Below are 15,329 nucleotides of genomic sequence, written 5' to 3'. Positions count from 1 at the left end.
ATGAAAAGGCAGCGCTAGTGGCGCTGCCTTGAGGCTTTCGATAGGGCAGCGGATCAGGTCTTGGTCATCGTGATCTTGACGCCGCGGATCTCGCCCTTGGAGTCGATCTGCACACTCTGCTTGTTGCCGTTGGTGCGCAGATTGAGGTTGGCCGCAAAGCCGGAAGCTTCAACGAACACGTCGATCTGGCCGCCGCCGGCGGTGCCCTGCAGATTGCCGAAGATGTTCCGGCTCTTTTCGCTCCAGTTGCCGGAGATGCGCTCACCCTGGCTGGTGACATCGCTCGACAGATCGAACCTGTAGCTGTCACTGGCGCAGAGCAGGTGTTGCTTCAGGCCAAGCCCGTTGGCGTTGACCTTGTAATCGGCCTTGCAGCGGATGTTCTCGGTGGTGCCATTGGAGAGTGCGACCGTGCCCGTGCCGCTCCAGTTTCCATCGAAGCCGGCAAACGGCCCGCCCGCCTGGGCATGGCTTGCAGTGACCGACAACATCAGCGCAGCGCCGATGCCGGTCGCTGCCAGAGTTTGGCGGAGCAAGCTGGAACCAAAGAGTTTCATCGTGATCTTTCCCCTCAAAATAGACGCCTCTGCAAAGATACGTCTCGCCGCATCGAAGATTTAGTGTTCCCGCAGTATCTTAGGTTCAAATGACGGCGTGCTGATTCCGCCGGTTGCGGCAGGAAAAAAGCCACCAGCGGCCGGATGGGAATCAATCGTTCACATCGGCCTCCGTCGGAGCAGCATCTAACTTTGCGCCACATGATCTGCAACATCCAATTGCCGCGCAGCTGTGGCAAAAATACACGTTAGATATCAGTTGGTTATTTTACGTGCTAAGGCCGCCGTAGATGTCGCCGCAAATTTGGCCGCATTTACCATGCTTGTCCTTTGCTCGCTGCTGCGCTACGCGGCGCCTCCCATCCAGACAAATCCGTTCCGGCGATGCTTAAAGCGCAAATCGGGAACAGGATTTCCTGCTGCCGAAATGAAGGAATACGATGCGTAAATCTCTCCTCGCCCTCACCTTGTTGTCGATCACGGTTTCGTCGAACGTCGCCTTCGCCCAGCAACAGCGCAGCGGAACGCCGGAGGAGCAGAAGGCCTGCACCCGCGACGTCCAGAAGCTCTGCCGCCCGGTCATTGATCAGGGTGACCTGACCATCCTGGCGTGTCTGAAGGAAAACCGCTCCAAAATCAGCGCGGCCTGCGATCAGGTTCTCAAGAACAACGGCCAATAAGCCCGGTCCAGCGTCCGTTAACCCTCGCGGAAAAAGCCAGTTTTCGGCTCTATGACGCGCGTCACGGGCGGGGCTAATCAGCCCATATAGCATTGGTTTTGGCTGCGGATTCCCCTATATGGGGCCCGCAATCACCCGCATGCGCTGAAGCGTCGGCGCATGCCGCCAATCCCGATTGATGTAGCAGTTGATGACCACCGCGAGCGACCTGCGATCCGGAAAGACCCACCGCGACGAGAATTTTCCCGTCGCGTCGTGGATCATCCATCCGCGTCACCGGGCGCTGATTCTCTCATTCTACAATTTCGTTAGAACCGCCGACGACATCGCCGACCATGCGACGCTGAGCGCTGACGAGAAGCTGCGCTATCTCGACCTGCTCGAGGCGGAATTATTGGGCAAGGGCGATACCCAGAAGGAGGCGGTGAGCCTGCGCCACGCGCTGGCCGAGCGGTCCATGACGCCGCGCCACGCGCTCGACGTGCTGGTCGCGTTCCGGATGGACGTCACTAAGCTGCGCTACGAGAACTGGGACGACGTCATTCACTATTGCCGCTATTCGGCGATGCCGGTCGGGCGCTTCATGCTCGACGTCCACGGCGAGAGCACCTCGACCTGGGCGGCGTCCGACGCGCTGTGCGCGGGGCTGCAGATCAACAACCATTTGCAGGACTGCGGCAAAGACTACAAAAACCTCAACCGCGTCTATCTGCCGCGCGACGCGCTGGCCGCAAGCGGCGCCACTGTCGAGATGCTGGGCGAGGCGAAGTCGCAGCCGGCGCTCCTGCAATGTCTCCATGCACTCGCGGTGCGCACCGAAATCCTGCTCAACGAGAGCAAGTCGCTCTGCGCCGAGGTGAAGGATTTCCGGCTCGGGCTTGAGATATCAGTGATTCACGCCTTCGCCGACAAGATCGTTGGCATGCTCAAAGTGCGGGATCCGCTCAGCGAGCGTGTCCATCTCAGCAAGCTCGAGTTGCTCGGGCAGAGCGTCGGCGCCATTGCAGGCGAAATGATCAGGCGTGCGGCGGGACGCCGCCCCCTGGCAAAACCCGCGGCCGGCGCATGACAATCCAGACGGCGGCGGCCAACGCAGATTATGGCACCACTGCATCAGGCAGTTCATTCTATGCCGCGATGCGCATCCTGCCGCGCAGCCAGCGCGAGGCGATGTTCCAGATCTACAGCTTCTGCCGGCAGGTCGATGATATCGCCGATTCCGACGGGCCGCGGTCCGAGCGGCTGGCGGCACTGCAACAATGGCGCGACGACATCGATGCGCTATATCACGGTCATCCGCCGCCGCGCCTGCAAGACTACGCCGCCTCGGTAAAAACCTTCGGCCTCAAGCGCGAGGATTTTCTCGCGATCGTCGATGGCATGGAGATGGACGTGCCACAGGACATTCGTGCGCCGGATCTTGCCACGCTCGATCTCTATTGCGACCGCGTGGCCAGCGCCGTCGGGCGTCTGTCGGTCAGGGTGTTCGGCATGCCCGAGGAAGACGGCATCCTGCTCGCCCATCATCTCGGCCGCGCGCTGCAGCTGACCAACATTCTGCGCGACATTGACGAAGACGCCGGCCTCGGCCGTCTCTATCTGCCGCGCGAGAGCCTGTTGCTCGCCGGTATCACCACCGACGATCCACAGCGCGTGATCGTCGACCGCGCATTGCCGAAAGTTTGCCTGCCGCTGGCTGAGCGGGCGAAGAAGCATTTTGAAAAGTCCGACGAAATCATGAAACGCAATTCGCGCCGCGTGGTGCGCGCGCCGCGGATCATGTCGAAATATTACCGCGCGATTCTGGATTTGTTGCTGGCTCGGGGTTTTGCCGCTCCGCGCGAGCCGGTCCGCGTCCACAAATGGGCGAAGATCGCCATCCTTCTCCGTTACGCGATTATCTGATGCAGAAAAACACCCATATTATCGGTGCCGGCATTTCCGGCCTCTCGGCTGCCGTGCGGCTCGCCAATGCCGGCTACCGGGTGCATGTCCATGAGGCGACGCAGCAGGCCGGCGGCCGCTGCCGCTCGTATTTCGACGCGGCCACCAATCTCACCATCGACAATGGCAACCATCTCCTGTTGTCCGGCAACCATCACGCGCGGGCCTATGCCAGATCGATCGGCACCGAGGCCGGGCTGGTCGGGCCGAAGCTCGCGCAGTTTCCCTTCGTCGACATCATGACCGGCCAACGCTGGCTGCTAGACCTCGGTGAGGGGAAATTGCCGCTATGGGTATTCGACGAGGCGCGCCGCGTCCCCGATACTAAGCTGTTCGACTATCTCGCCTTGATGCCGCTGATCTGGGCAGGCACGGGCAAACTGGTCGGAGACACGATTCCCTGCAAGGGCACGCTGTATCAGCGGCTGGTGCAGCCGCTGCTGCTCGCCGCGCTCAATGTCGATCCGCCTGAGGGTTCGGCGGGCCTTGCCGGCGCAATCGTGCGGGAGACGCTGCTCGCGGGCGGCCAGGCCTGCCGTCCCTTGATCGCGCGCGAGGGGCTCAGCGCGGTTCTGGTCGAGCCCGCGATCAAGCTGCTGCAGGACAAAGGCGCCTCGATCCAGTTCGGCCACGAGCTGCGCGAATTTGCGGCGAAGGGCGAGGCCGTCGGCGAATTGAAATTCGGCAGCGATACGATTGCACTCGGCGAGGGCGACGTCGTGGTGCTCGCGGTGCCGCCGCGTCCTGCGGCGGCGTTGTTGCCGGGTCTTAAGACGCCGACGAAATTCCGCGCCATCGTCAATGCGCATTTCCGCTACGATCCGCCCCGCGATGCCGCGCCCATCCTCGGCGTTGTCGGTGGCCTCGTGGAATGGTTGTTTGCATTCCCGCAGCGCCTATCCGTCACCATCAGCAACGGCGACCGGCTCGTCGACATGCCGCGCGAAGAACTTGCGCTGGCGATCTGGCGGGATGTCTGCAAGGCCGCTGGGCTACCGGGCGAACCGGCATTGCCGCCTTGGCAAATTGTACGCGAGCGACGTGCGACCTTCGAGGCGACGCCGGAGCAGAACGCGCTACGGCCGGGACCGGTAACGCCGTTCAAAAACCTGTTTCTCGCCGGCGACTGGACTGATACGGGATTGCCGGCAACCATCGAGGGATCGGTGCGATCGGGCGACCGCGCCGCCGATCTGGTCCTGGCGAGGCACAGAGCATGATCCGGAAAAGTGGATACCGGTTTTCCGAAAAGATCATGCTCGAATGAAGAGATAGAACGAGATGACTATTCGAAGAATGGTCATCTCGTTCGGGCCTTTAGGACGTTGCGTGACCGGCTTCACAGAGCCCGGTTGCGAATTGAGGGATGTCTAGCGAATGCTTTCCATAGACAAGAAAATTGCAGTCGATTCCGTCCCGACGGTCGACCCCATCGCATTGCAGAAGAGCATCTCTTCGGCAACCGAAGCGCTGCTCGGCTACCGGCAATCCGATGGACACTGGGTGTTCGAGCTGGAGGCCGACAGCACCATTCCGTCGGAATATATCCTGCTGCGCCACTATCTCGGCGAGCCCGTCGATAGCGTTCTCGAAGCCAAGATCGCGAACTATCTGCGCCGCACGCAAGGCGATCATGGCGGCTGGCCGCTGGTGCAGGACGGTCCGTTCGACATGAGCGCCAGCGTCAAATCCTATTTCGCGCTGAAGATGATCGGCGATTCCATCGATGCGCCGCACATGGTGCGCGCGCGCGAGGCGATCCGCTCGCGCGGCGGTGCGGCCGGTAGCAACGTCTTCACGCGATTCCTGCTCGCCTTCTTTGGCGTGCTGAGCTGGCGCGCGGTGCCGGTGTTGCCGGTCGAGATCATGCTGCTGCCGATGTGGTCGCCGTTCCATATCAACAAGATTTCCTACTGGGCGCGTACCACGATGGTGCCGCTGATGGTGCTGGCGGCGCTGAAGCCGCTCGCAAAGAACCCCAAGGGCGTCGGCATCGACGAATTGTTCCTGCAGGATCCCAAATCGGTCGGCATGAACAAGAAGGCGCCGCATCAGAGCTGGGGCTGGTACACGCTCTTCAGCACGCTCGACAGGATCCTGCGCGTCGTCGAGCCGCTGTTTCCGAAGAAGCTGCGCCAGCGCGCGATCGATGCCGCGCTCAGCTTCACCGAAGAGCGCCTCAACGGCGAGGACGGCATGGGCGCGATCTATCCGCCGATGGCCAACATCGTCATGATGTATGATGCGCTCGGCAAGGGGCCGGATTATCCGCCGCGTGCGATCACCCGCAAAGGCATCGACAAGCTGCTCGTGATCGGCGAGCACGAAGCCTATTGCCAACCCTGCGTCTCGCCAGTGTGGGACACCGCGCTGACCTGCCACGCACTGGCGGAAGCCGGCGGCGACGACACGCTTGCGAAAATGAAGCAGGGCCTCGACTGGCTAAAGCCGCGGCAGGTGCTCGACCTCAAGGGCGACTGGGCGGTGAAGGCGCCCGATGTCCGCCCGGGCGGCTGGGCATTCCAGTACAACAACGCGCATTATCCTGACCTCGACGACACCGCCGTGGTGGTCATGGCGATGGACCGCGTGCGCCGGCAGAGCGGCAGCAAGGAATACGATGCGGCCATTGCGCGCGGCCGCGAGTGGATCGAGGGACTACAGAGCCGCGACGGCGGCTGGGCCGCCTTCGACGTCAACAATCTCGAATATTACCTCAACAACATCCCGTTCTCCGACCACGGCGCGCTGCTCGATCCGCCGACGGAGGACGTCACCGCGCGGTGCATCTCGATGCTGGCGCAGCTCGGCGAGACCGCCGAGAGCAACAAGGCGGTCGCGGACGGAATCGCCTATTTGCGCCGCACCCAACTCGCGGAAGGCTCGTGGTACGGCCGCTGGGGCCTCAACTACATCTATGGAACCTGGTCGGTGCTGTGCGCGCTCAATGCCGCAGGCGTCGACCACCAGGACCCGATGATTCGCAAGGCAGTGGACTGGCTGGTCTCGATCCAGAACAAGGACGGCGGCTGGGGCGAGGACGCCGGCAGCTACCGACTCGACTACAAGGGATATGAGGTCGCCCCGTCGACCTCTTCGCAGACGGCATGGGCCTTGCTTGGGCTAATGGCAGCCGGGGAGGTGGAGAACCCGGCAGTCGTGCGCGGCGTGCAGTACCTAAAAACCACACAAACCGAAAAAGGGCTGTGGGACGAGGCGCGTTACACGGCTACAGGCTTTCCGCGGGTGTTTTACTTGCGTTATCATGGCTACTCGAAATTCTTTCCGCTCTGGGCGCTGGCGCGGTACCGGAATTTGAGAAGCACCAACAGCAGGGTGGTAGGGGTCGGAATGTGACTTTGGGGGCAGGGGCCGCCTTGGCGGACAATCAGATTGATCGCGATTCGATCGATCGGCGGCCGGTGTTGATTGTTACAGGTTTGGTGCAGGAAGCCCGCATCGCGGCCGGGCCCGGCATGATCGTGATCTGCAGTTCCAGCGATCCGCAGCAATTGCGCGCGCTGCTGGCAACGCTCGATTCTACCACTTTCAGGGGTGTCATCTCCTTCGGCGTCGCCGGCGGCCTCGATCCGTCGCTGAAATCGGGCGACGTGGTGGTGGCGACCGAGGTTCTGGCGGGCGATACTCGGTTCCTCGCCGGTCTGGCGCTGAATGAGGAAATGATCGCCCGTGCCGCATTGCGCCGTCGGCGCGTGGTCCGCGGCGTCCTTTCCGGCGTGGAACAGGTGATCGCGGCAACCGCCTGCAAGGCTGCGCTGCACTCGGAGACCGGCGCTGCAGCGGTCGATATGGAAAGTCATATTGCCGCGGCCTACGCAGCCGAGGCGGGCTTGCCGTTCGCGGCACTGCGGGTCATCTCCGATCCGGCCAGCCGGGCGCTTCCGGCGATCGCCAAGAACGCCATCAAGCCGAACGGCGACATCGATGTGGGCAAGGTGCTGCGCGGGGTCGTGCGTAATCCAACCTCGCTGCGTGCGCTGGTCTCGACCGGCATCGATTTCAACCGCGCGCTGCGCTCCTTGCGCGGCTGCCGCGGCTTCCTGCATGGCGGCGAAGGCGCGTTCGCCACCGCGGAGATCTGATTCCGGCCAATCTGGCATCCTTCAGGTTTGAAGAGCGTCAAACAAAAGAAAAGGGCCTCGGTTCGCTGCAGAACCGAGGCCCATTGTTTTCCAGGATCCCGCTCAGGCGGCGGTGGAGGCTTTTTCCTGCTGCTTTGCGGCGGCCGCAGCCGCCTCGTCGCGGCGGATTTCCGAAAGCTTCTTCTGCACCTGTTCGGAGAAGATGTACTGCGCCGGACGCTGCTTGGAGAGATCGATCTCCGGCGCCATCGGACCTGAGGTGCGCACGCCCCTGAGCGCCACCCACATGGCCTTCAGTGGGTTGTGCAGCGCAGCGGTCGCGGCGGTCGGCTCGTAGCCGCAATGGGCCATGCAGTCGGCGCACTTTTCGTACTTGCCGGTGCCGTAGGAATCCCAATCCGTGGTCTCCATCAGCTCCTTGAAGGTCTTCGCATAGCCTTCGCCGAGCAGGTAGCAGGGCTTCTGCCAGCCGAAGATGTTGCGCGCCGGCATGCCCCAGGGCGTGCATTCGTAGGACTGGTTGCCGGCCAGGAAGTCGAGGAACAGGCCGGAATGCATAAAATTCCACTTCTTGCCCTTGCCGAGCGCGAAGACGTCGCGGAACAGTTTCTTGGTCTTGGTGCGGTTGAGGAAGTGCTCCTGGTCAGGCGCACGCTCATAGGCGTAGCCCGGCGACATCGACACGCCGACGCCGAGTTCGGTGGTGAAGTCGAGGAATTTGGCGATGTCTTCGGCAGCGTGGCCGTCGAAGATGGTGGCATTGACGTTGACCGTGAAGCCGCGCGCCTTGGCAGCCTTGATTGCGGAGACCGCGCGGTCGAACACGCCCTTCTGGGACACCGCCTTGTCGTGGTGGTCCCTGAGGCCGTCGAGGTGAACCGAGAAGAACAGGTAGGGTGAGGGCTCGAACAGGCCGAGCTTCTTCTCCAGAAGCAGCGCGTTGGTGCAGAGCGAGACGAACTTCTTGCGCGCCACGAGGCCGCGCACGATCTCACCGATCTCCTTGTGGATCAGCGGCTCGCCGCCGGGAATCGCCACCATCGGTGCACCGCACTCGTCGGCCGCGTCCCAGCATTCCTGTGCGGTCATGCGGCGGTTGAGGATGGCATCGGGATAGTCGATCTTGCCGCAGCCGACGCAGGCGAGGTTACAGCGGAACAGCGGCTCCAGCATCAGCACAAGCGGATAGCGTTTTCGGCCAAGCAGCTTCTGCTTGAGGAGGTAGCTGCCGATACGCATTTCCTTGAAGAACGGTATTGCCATTTGAGGGATTTCTTTCTGGACTTTGCAGCCTGGGCTTGGGAAGCCCAGACTTGGAATCATGAAGTGAATCAGCTCGCCGCGGTCAGTTCAGCCGGAAGCCGGAACTCGATGTTCTCCTCCCGGCCGGGAAGCACCGACACCTTGACGGGTCCGATACGCCTCAAAGCCTCGATCACGTCGTCGACCAAAACTTCGGGCGCCGAGGCGCCCGCCGTAATGCCGACGGCTTTCGCATCCTTCAGCCAATCGGGGTTCAACTCGCTCCCGTCGGCAATCAAATAACTCGCGACGCCGACCTCGGTGCCGATTTCGCGAAGCCTGTTTGAGTTGGAACTATTAGCGGCCCCCACCACCAAGATGACGTCCACCAGCTTACTCAGATCCCTTACCGCAGATTGGCGGTTCTGTGTCGCATAGCAGATATCCCGGATGTCGGGGCCTTGAATATCTGTAAATCTGGCTTGAAGGGCCGCGATTATGTCCTTTGTGTCGTCCACGCTGAGGGTGGTCTGGGTGATATAGGCCACCGGGGCGTCCGTCGGCAGCGTCAGCGAGGCCACGTCCTCGACGCTCTGGACCAGTAGGACCGGTCCTGGAACCTGGCCCATGGTTCCCTCAACCTCGGGGTGGCCGGCATGCCCGATCAGGATCAGGGTCCGCCCCTTGGACATGTACCGCTTGCCCTGGTTATGAACCTTGGTGACCAGAGGGCAGGTGGCATTGAGGACCGGCAGGCCGCGGGCAGCCGCCTCTTCCTCGACGCTGCGGGCCACGCCGTGGGCACTGAACACGGTAACCGCATTCGGCGGAACTTCCGACAGATCCTCGACGAAAATCGCGCCCTTGGCCTTCAGGCTTTCGACGACGTACTTGTTATGCACGATCTCGTGCCGGACATAGACCGGCGGACCGTACTTCTCGAGCGCACGCTCAACGATTTCGATGGCGCGCACGACGCCCGCACAAAATCCGCGGGGCTGCGCTAAATACACTTCCATGGGACGTCCACTAAGCAAGTTGCACCAGCTACTGAATTCGCAAATTCACCCGAAGGTCTCCGTGCGGCCGGTCACATCGGATATTTGCAATATCCGCACCACGATCGGAACCCGTAGGTAATCCCCACCCAAGTAGATGGAAGCGCAGGTCTATGTGTCAAAAATCGTGCAGATAGGAAAGGGTGGATCGCGTAATGGTTACTATCTTTGGTAACTAAATACCAAAAAATCGCTTTCGTGAACCTCCAGTTCCTCACCGGTTCGTCACTTTATCGCCCACTGGAAAGGGCTATACCGGCCCCCTGAACACCCAGTCCGGTCCGTTTTGGCCGCTTCGCTCGAACCATCGGGAAGCGACCAAAACAACATTAGATCGGTGCCGGGAACTCGGCTAGACAGCGGGCGTTTTCGCCCAGCCCCCTTAGATTGAAAGAAGCGAAGTGCTGACCAGCATTGTTGTCTCGATTGTCAGAACCTGTACGCGGTTTGCCACTCTCGTCGTTGTCGTCTCCCTGCTTATGGCAGTTGGAGCGGCCTACTATGCCGCCCGGCATTTCGCCATTAACACCGACATCAACACGCTGATTTCGCCCGACCTCGACTGGCGTCAGCGCGACAATCAGTTCGAGCAGGCCTTCGACCGCGAAAAACTGATACTCGCCGTCATCGAGGCGCCGACACCGGAGCTCGCCAGCGCCGCCAGCAAGGCGCTCGCCACAAAGCTTTCCGGCGACACCAAGCATTTCGAATCCGTGCAGCCGCTCGGCTCCGGCGAATTCTTCGAAAAGAACGGGCTGTTGTTCCTGCCAATGGAGGAGGTTGGCAAGGTCACCGGCCAGCTCGAAGCCGCAGCTCCCCTGATCGAGATCATGGCCGGCGATCCCTCGATCCGCGGCCTGACCGGCGCGCTGGAAACCGGGCTTGCTGGCGTCAAGCGCGGGCAGGTCAAGCTCGACAATGCCGAGCGGCCCTTCAACCTGATCAGCCAGACGGTCGAGGACATCCTGAACAAGGGGACGGCGACCTTCTCCTGGCGCGAGCTCGTCAGCGACAAGCCTCTGACCGATGCCGATCGTCGCAACTTCATCGAGTTCAAGCCGAAGCTCGACTACAACGTGCTCGAACCCGGCAAGGATGCGACCGACGCGATCCGGCAAGCTGCGGCCGACCTCAAATTTGCGGACCAGTATGGCGCGCGCGTGCGCCTGACCGGTCCGGTTCCGATCGCCAACGAGGAATATTCGACCGTGCAGGACGGCGCGATCCTCAACAGCGTCGCAACGGTCCTCATCGTCCTCGTGATTCTCTGGATGGCGTTGCACTCCGGCAAGATCATCTTCGCGGTGTTCGTGAACCTGTTCATTGGCCTTGCGATCACGACCGCCGTCGGCCTGATGATGGTGGGTTCGCTGAACCTCCTGTCGATCGCATTCGCCGTGCTGTTCGTCGGCCTCGGCGTCGATTTCGGTATTCAGTTCAGCGTCCGCTACCGGTCCGAGCGCTTCAAGAACAACGAGGATCTGGCGGAGGCGCTGGAAAGCGCGGCCCGGCGTTCGGCAGTCCCGCTGTCGCTCGCTGCGATGGCGACGGCTGCCGGCTTCCTGTGTTTCCTGCCGACCGACTACAAGGGCATTTCCGAGCTCGGCAAGATTGCCGGCGCCGGCATGCTGATCGCGTTCTTCTCGAGCATCACCGTGCTGCCGGCGTTGCTGAAGCTGCTGCATCCGCCCGGCGAAAGCGAGCCGGTCGGCTACGCGTTTCTGGCACCGGTCGACGAATTCCTCGAACGGCACCGCGTCATCATCGTTGCCGGCACGCTGGCTCTCGTCGTGGCCGGCTTGCCGCTGCTCTATTTCATGAAGTTCGACTTCAACCCGATCAACCTGCGCAACCCGCACGCCGAATCGATCGCGACCTTCCTCGACCTGCGCAAGGATCCGAACACCGGCGCCAATGCCATCAACGTGCTGACCAATTCGGAAGCCGAAGCCAAGAAGATCGAGGAACGGCTTTCGAAACTGCCGGAAGTCCTGCGCGTGATGTCGATCGACAGTTTCGTGCCGGAGGATCAGCCGCCGAAGCTGCAGCTGATCGCAAAGGCGGCGAGGGTGGTTGGGCCCGCGCTCAATCCCGATTCGGTCGATGCGGCGCCGTCGGATGAGGAGAATGTCGAGGCGTTGAAGAGTTCGGTCGAAGCCTTGCGCAAGACCGCCGGCGACGGCAAAGGGCCGGGCGCGGTAGCCTCCCGGAGGCTCGCAGATGCGCTGGCAAAGCTTGCCGCCAGCGATCAGGCGACGCGCGACAAGGCGCAGAACATTTTCGTCGCTCCGCTCAAAATCGTGTTCGACCAGCTCCGGAACACGCTCCAGGCCGGCCCGGTCACGCTGAAGACGCTGCCGCCGGAACTCTTGAACAGCTGGAAATCAAAGGACGGCTTGATTCGTGTCGAAGCATTGCCGAAGGGCGATCCCAACGACAACGATAATCTCCGTCGCTTTGCCGACGCGGTGCTGGCCGCCGAGCCGAACGCCATCGGCGGACCGGTATCGATTCTCAAATCCGGCGATACCATCGTGAAGGCATTCATTCACGCCGGCATCTGGGCGCTGGTCGTGATCAGCCTGTTGCTCTGGCTGACGTTGCGGCGGGTCACCGACGTCCTGATGACGATGGTGCCGCTGCTGGTCGCCGGCGCAGTGACGCTGGAGCTCTGCGTGCTGATCGGGCTGCCGCTCAACTTCGCCAATATCGTCGCGCTGCCGTTGCTGCTCGGCGTCGGCGTCGCATTCAAGATCTATTATGTCGTGGCCTGGCGCGAGGGTAGAACTAACCTGCTGCAGTCGAGCCTGACACGCGCGATCTTTTTCTCGGCGCTCACGACCGCGACCGCATTCGGCAGTCTCTGGCTATCCAGTCATCCCGGCACCGCCAGCATGGGCAAATTGCTGGCGCTGTCGTTCATCATCACGCTTGCCGCGGTGTTGCTGTTCCAGCCCGCACTAATGGGTAAACCGCGCGATGTCGGGCAATAGGCAGATGTCGCCGATGTCAGCGGGCTGGGCGGCGGTCGCCTGCTTCTGACCCGGCGCGGCCTTGGGCGCAGGGTTTGCGGGTGCGGGACTGGCTGCACCCGTGGTCTTTGGTGCTGCCGGCGCAGGAGCCGGTGCCGCAGTCGTCGGTGCGTTGCTCTTTGGTGCAGCACCCGGTGCACCTTTCGGCGCCCCCTTGGCCATGCTGTTGGCGGGACTTGAGGGAATCGGCGGCCCGACGCGGGTCCAGGTTTCGCCGCCGCAGAGGAAGCCGAGCACGCAACCCTGAATCTCAAGCTGGTCGTTGCCGACAGGCTTGATCGTCGAGCTGTAGAGTTGGCCGTCCTTGGCGTTGTAGACTTGGCCTTCCCAGGCATCGACGCCGGGCTTCTTTTTCATGTCGATCAGGATAGGCATGCCGAGCGTCGGTCGGCTCTGCTTGGAGGTATCAGGATTGTTCTTGTCCTTGCCGCCCGGCACCTTTTCCCAGGCTACGACACCCCACATGCTGCCGCTGCATTGGGCGACACGAATGTTGGCCACGCCATCGGCTACCTTCCAGTCACCGGTCGGATCGGCGGCGAGCGCCGCATTTAGACCTGTGGCCAAAAAGATTCCCGAATAAACTATTGTACGCGCGACAGTTCTTGGGCAGTGCAACATGGGTGTAACCTATGTTTAAGTAGATGATCCAAGGCGGGGGTCAAAACGCCGCATTGAGTGTTTTCAGTTGACGAGACGGCCATCAACCGACGTATGTAGCCAATGCCAGATTCATATCTAGACGTTTCCGAGCTGTTTGTAGAGCGGCAGGCGCAACGCAGTTCCATGCATGCGCGTCATCTCAATGAGCAACTCGTCCGGGTGCTGAAGACCATCGGCTACGATGTGGGCTTTCAGAAGGGTCAAGGTCCATACCTGTACGATCGTGAGGGGGCCCGCTATCTCGATCTACTCAGCGGATTTGGCGTTTTTGCGATTGGCCGCAACCATCCGGCGCTGCGTCACGCGCTGAAAAGCGTGCTTGATGCCGATTTCCCCAATCTGGTGCAACTCGACGTTTCGACGCTCGCAGGTGTGCTGGCGGAACGCCTGCTCGAACATGTGCCATATCTGGACAAGGTGTTTTTCTCCAATTCCGGCGCCGAGACCGTCGAGGCCGCGATCAAGTTCGCGCGCGGTGCGACCGGCCGCCCCGGCATCGTCTCGTGCTCGCATTCGTTCCATGGCCTGACTTACGGCGCGCTATCTTTGATGGACGATGCCAATTTCCGAAGCGGCTTCGAGCCGGTGCTGCCCGGGTGCACGCAGATTCCCTTCAACGATCTTGAGGCGCTGGAACGGGCGTTGTCCTCGCGCCAGGTCGCGGCCTTCATCGTCGAGCCGATCCAGGGCAAGGGCGTCAACCTGCCCACCGATGAATTCCTCCCCGGTGCGCTCGCGCTGTGTAAAAAGTACGGCACCATCTTCATCGCCGACGAAATCCAGACCGGCATCGGCCGCACCGGAAAATTCCTCGCGGTCGAGCACTGGAATATCGAGCCTGATATGGTGCTGCTGGCCAAGGCGCTGTCGGGCGGCCACGTGCCGGTCGGCGCGCTGCTCACGCGCAAGTCCATCTTCGACAAGATCTTCAACCAGATGGATCGCGCGGTCGTGCACGGCTCGACTTTCTCGAAGAACGATCTGGCGATGGCTGCCGGCATCGCGACGCTTGATGTGATCAAGCAGGAAAAGCTGGTCGAGCAGGCCGCCAAGCGCGGCGCGGAGCTTCGGCTTGCGCTGACGCGGATGGTGCCGGGCTATGAGCTCTTGAAGGAAGTGCGCGGCAAGGGACTGATGATCGGCATCGAGTTCGGTCCGCCGAAATCGCTGAAGCTGAAGGCGTCGTGGAATCTCCTGGAGACCGCCAACAAGGGGCTGTTCTGCCAGCTCATCACCGTGCCGCTGTTCAAGGAGCACAAGATCCTGACGCAAGTCTCCGGGCACGGCAGCCACACGATCAAGCTGCTGCCGCCGCTCGTGATATCAGAGGAAGACTGCACCTGGATCGAGAAGGCGTTCGACGATGTCATCGCCGCCAGCCACAAGGTGCCCGGCGCGATCTGGTCGCTCGGCAAGACGCTGGTCGACAACGCGGTCAGGAAGTCGGCGTAGTCGCGCAGTTTCGTAGGGCGGATTAGCCGAAGGCGTAATCCGCCGACAATCGGTGAGGCTTGTGGCGGATTACGCTTCCGCTAATCCGCCCTACAACTCAATGTAAGACCACGTCCATCGGGAGGAAAGCATGGTCGACGTCACCGGCGGCTGTCATTGCGGTGCGATCCGCTACGAGATATCGGGCGAACCCATTGTTCACGCACTGTGCCACTGCGCAGATTGCCGTCGCCACGCTGGCGCGCCAATGGTCGGCTGGACGATGTATCCAGAGAATGCGCTCAAGATCACGAAGGGAGCGCCGAAGCTCTACCAATCCTCCGAGCATGGCCGGCGGCAATTCTGCGCTGACTGCGGCACGGGACTGTTCTACACCAATGCGAACATCATGCCCGGCATCGTCGACATCCAGAGCGCGACCTACGACGATCCCGACGCCGTGCCAGCGATGATGCACATCCAGATCGCAGAGCGCATTCACTGGATGGAGCGCGCGCACGAACTGCCGACCTTCGAGCGCTATCCGCCGCAGACGTAGCATGCGGAATTCGTAAGGGCGGATTAGCGAAAGCGTAATCCGCCGCTGTCTCGCCGCCGG

The 15,329-nt window shown here is 61.8% G+C and carries 13 protein-coding genes; 9 read left to right on the top strand and 4 right to left on the bottom strand.

Annotated elements, in window-relative coordinates; genetic code table 11:
* Positions 1–53 precede the first annotated feature (53 nt).
* A complete protein-coding gene (locus tag J6524_RS23165) occupies positions 54–557 on the bottom strand; it encodes a hypothetical protein (protein WP_225674778.1) in 504 nt (167 codons plus the stop codon).
* 440 nt (positions 558–997) lie between these two features.
* On the opposite strand from J6524_RS23165, the gene J6524_RS23160 reads away from it, so the two are divergent.
* The 6 genes from J6524_RS23160 (at position 998) to J6524_RS23135 (ending at position 7,284) form a co-directional block, all read left to right on the top strand.
* Positions 998–1,237, top strand: a complete 240-nt coding sequence (locus J6524_RS23160; RefSeq protein ID WP_225674776.1) for a hypothetical protein — start codon at positions 998–1,000, stop codon at positions 1,235–1,237.
* A gap of 190 nt (positions 1,238–1,427) precedes the next feature.
* A complete protein-coding gene (gene hpnC, locus J6524_RS23155) occupies positions 1,428–2,306 on the top strand; it encodes a squalene synthase HpnC (protein ID WP_225674774.1) in 879 nt (292 codons plus the stop codon).
* Positions 2,303–3,142, top strand: coding sequence for a presqualene diphosphate synthase HpnD (hpnD, locus tag J6524_RS23150; RefSeq protein WP_225674772.1), 840 nt, complete (start codon positions 2,303–2,305; stop codon positions 3,140–3,142). Before hpnC ends, hpnD begins: the two co-directional genes overlap by 4 nt.
* Positions 3,142–4,401 carry a hydroxysqualene dehydroxylase HpnE gene (gene hpnE, locus J6524_RS23145; protein ID WP_225674770.1) on the top strand — a complete coding sequence of 420 codons (1,260 nt, stop codon included), beginning with the start codon at positions 3,142–3,144 and terminating at the stop codon, positions 4,399–4,401. Before hpnD ends, hpnE begins: the two co-directional genes overlap by 1 nt.
* 157 nt (positions 4,402–4,558) lie before the next feature.
* The gene (gene shc / locus J6524_RS23140; RefSeq protein WP_225674768.1) at positions 4,559–6,538 is read left to right on the top strand and encodes a squalene--hopene cyclase; all 1,980 of its coding nucleotides are present in this window, start codon (positions 4,559–4,561) and stop codon (positions 6,536–6,538) included.
* Complete coding sequence (locus tag J6524_RS23135; protein ID WP_376712064.1) at positions 6,535–7,284, top strand: phosphorylase; 750 nt, start codon at positions 6,535–6,537, stop codon at positions 7,282–7,284. The genes shc and J6524_RS23135 overlap by 4 nt, the downstream gene beginning before the upstream one ends.
* 102 nt (positions 7,285–7,386) lie before the next feature.
* On the opposite strand, the gene hpnH is transcribed toward J6524_RS23135, so the two are convergent.
* Positions 7,387–8,547, bottom strand: a complete 1,161-nt coding sequence (hpnH, locus tag J6524_RS23130) for an adenosyl-hopene transferase HpnH (RefSeq protein ID WP_225674764.1) — start codon at positions 8,545–8,547, stop codon at positions 7,387–7,389.
* Positions 8,548–8,615: 68 nt separating this feature from the next.
* Positions 8,616–9,545 (bottom strand): 4-hydroxy-3-methylbut-2-enyl diphosphate reductase, encoded by a 930-nt coding sequence (gene ispH / locus J6524_RS23125; RefSeq protein WP_225674762.1) that lies wholly within the window; start codon positions 9,543–9,545, stop codon positions 8,616–8,618.
* Positions 9,546–9,985: 440 nt separating this feature from the next.
* Here ispH and hpnN point away from each other — a divergent pair, with 440 nt between their 5' ends.
* On the top strand, positions 9,986–12,577 hold the full coding sequence (gene hpnN / locus J6524_RS23120) for a hopanoid transporter HpnN (protein ID WP_225674760.1): 2,592 nt from the start codon (positions 9,986–9,988) through the stop codon (positions 12,575–12,577).
* Here hpnN and J6524_RS23115 read toward each other — a convergent pair.
* Entirely contained in the window at positions 12,545–13,237 is a 693-nt protein-coding gene (locus tag J6524_RS23115) for a DUF2147 domain-containing protein (RefSeq protein WP_225674758.1), read from the bottom strand. The genes hpnN and J6524_RS23115 overlap by 33 nt on opposite strands.
* Positions 13,238–13,339: 102 nt before the next feature.
* Between J6524_RS23115 and hpnO the strand changes: the two genes are divergently transcribed.
* On the top strand, positions 13,340–14,731 hold the full coding sequence (gene hpnO / locus J6524_RS23110; protein ID WP_225674756.1) for an aminobacteriohopanetriol synthase HpnO: 1,392 nt from the start codon (positions 13,340–13,342) through the stop codon (positions 14,729–14,731).
* A gap of 130 nt (positions 14,732–14,861) precedes the next feature.
* The gene (locus J6524_RS23105; protein ID WP_225674754.1) at positions 14,862–15,269 is read left to right on the top strand and encodes a GFA family protein; all 408 of its coding nucleotides are present in this window, start codon (positions 14,862–14,864) and stop codon (positions 15,267–15,269) included.
* The last annotated feature ends 60 nt before the right edge of the window (positions 15,270–15,329 follow it).

The organism is Bradyrhizobium hereditatis (genome assembly GCF_020329435.1).
Classification (GTDB): Bacteria; Pseudomonadota; Alphaproteobacteria; order Rhizobiales; family Xanthobacteraceae; genus Bradyrhizobium; species Bradyrhizobium hereditatis.
The sequence above is the reverse complement of the archived record's forward strand: the minus strand, read 5'-3'. Positions and strand labels throughout refer to the sequence as shown.

Bases quoted from the DNA above. Each gene is read 5' to 3' on its own strand.
- J6524_RS23105 (WP_225674754.1), top strand. From the start codon at position 14,862: ATGGTCGACGTCACCGGCGGCTGTCATTGCGGTGCGATCCGCTACGAG.
- hpnH (WP_225674764.1), bottom strand. From the start codon at position 8,547: ATGGCAATACCGTTCTTCAAGGAAATGCGTATCGGCAGCTACCTCCTC.
- hpnE (WP_225674770.1), top strand. From the start codon at position 3,142: ATGCAGAAAAACACCCATATTATCGGTGCCGGCATTTCCGGCCTCTCG.
- hpnO (WP_225674756.1), top strand. From the start codon at position 13,340: ATGCCAGATTCATATCTAGACGTTTCCGAGCTGTTTGTAGAGCGGCAG.
- hpnD (WP_225674772.1), top strand. From the start codon at position 2,303: ATGACAATCCAGACGGCGGCGGCCAACGCAGATTATGGCACCACTGCA.
- J6524_RS23165 (WP_225674778.1), bottom strand. From the start codon at position 557: ATGAAACTCTTTGGTTCCAGCTTGCTCCGCCAAACTCTGGCAGCGACC.
- J6524_RS23160 (WP_225674776.1), top strand. From the start codon at position 998: ATGCGTAAATCTCTCCTCGCCCTCACCTTGTTGTCGATCACGGTTTCG.
- shc (WP_225674768.1), top strand. From the start codon at position 4,559: ATGCTTTCCATAGACAAGAAAATTGCAGTCGATTCCGTCCCGACGGTC.
- ispH (WP_225674762.1), bottom strand. From the start codon at position 9,545: ATGGAAGTGTATTTAGCGCAGCCCCGCGGATTTTGTGCGGGCGTCGTG.
- J6524_RS23115 (WP_225674758.1), bottom strand. From the start codon at position 13,237: ATGTTGCACTGCCCAAGAACTGTCGCGCGTACAATAGTTTATTCGGGA.
- hpnC (WP_225674774.1), top strand. From the start codon at position 1,428: ATGACCACCGCGAGCGACCTGCGATCCGGAAAGACCCACCGCGACGAG.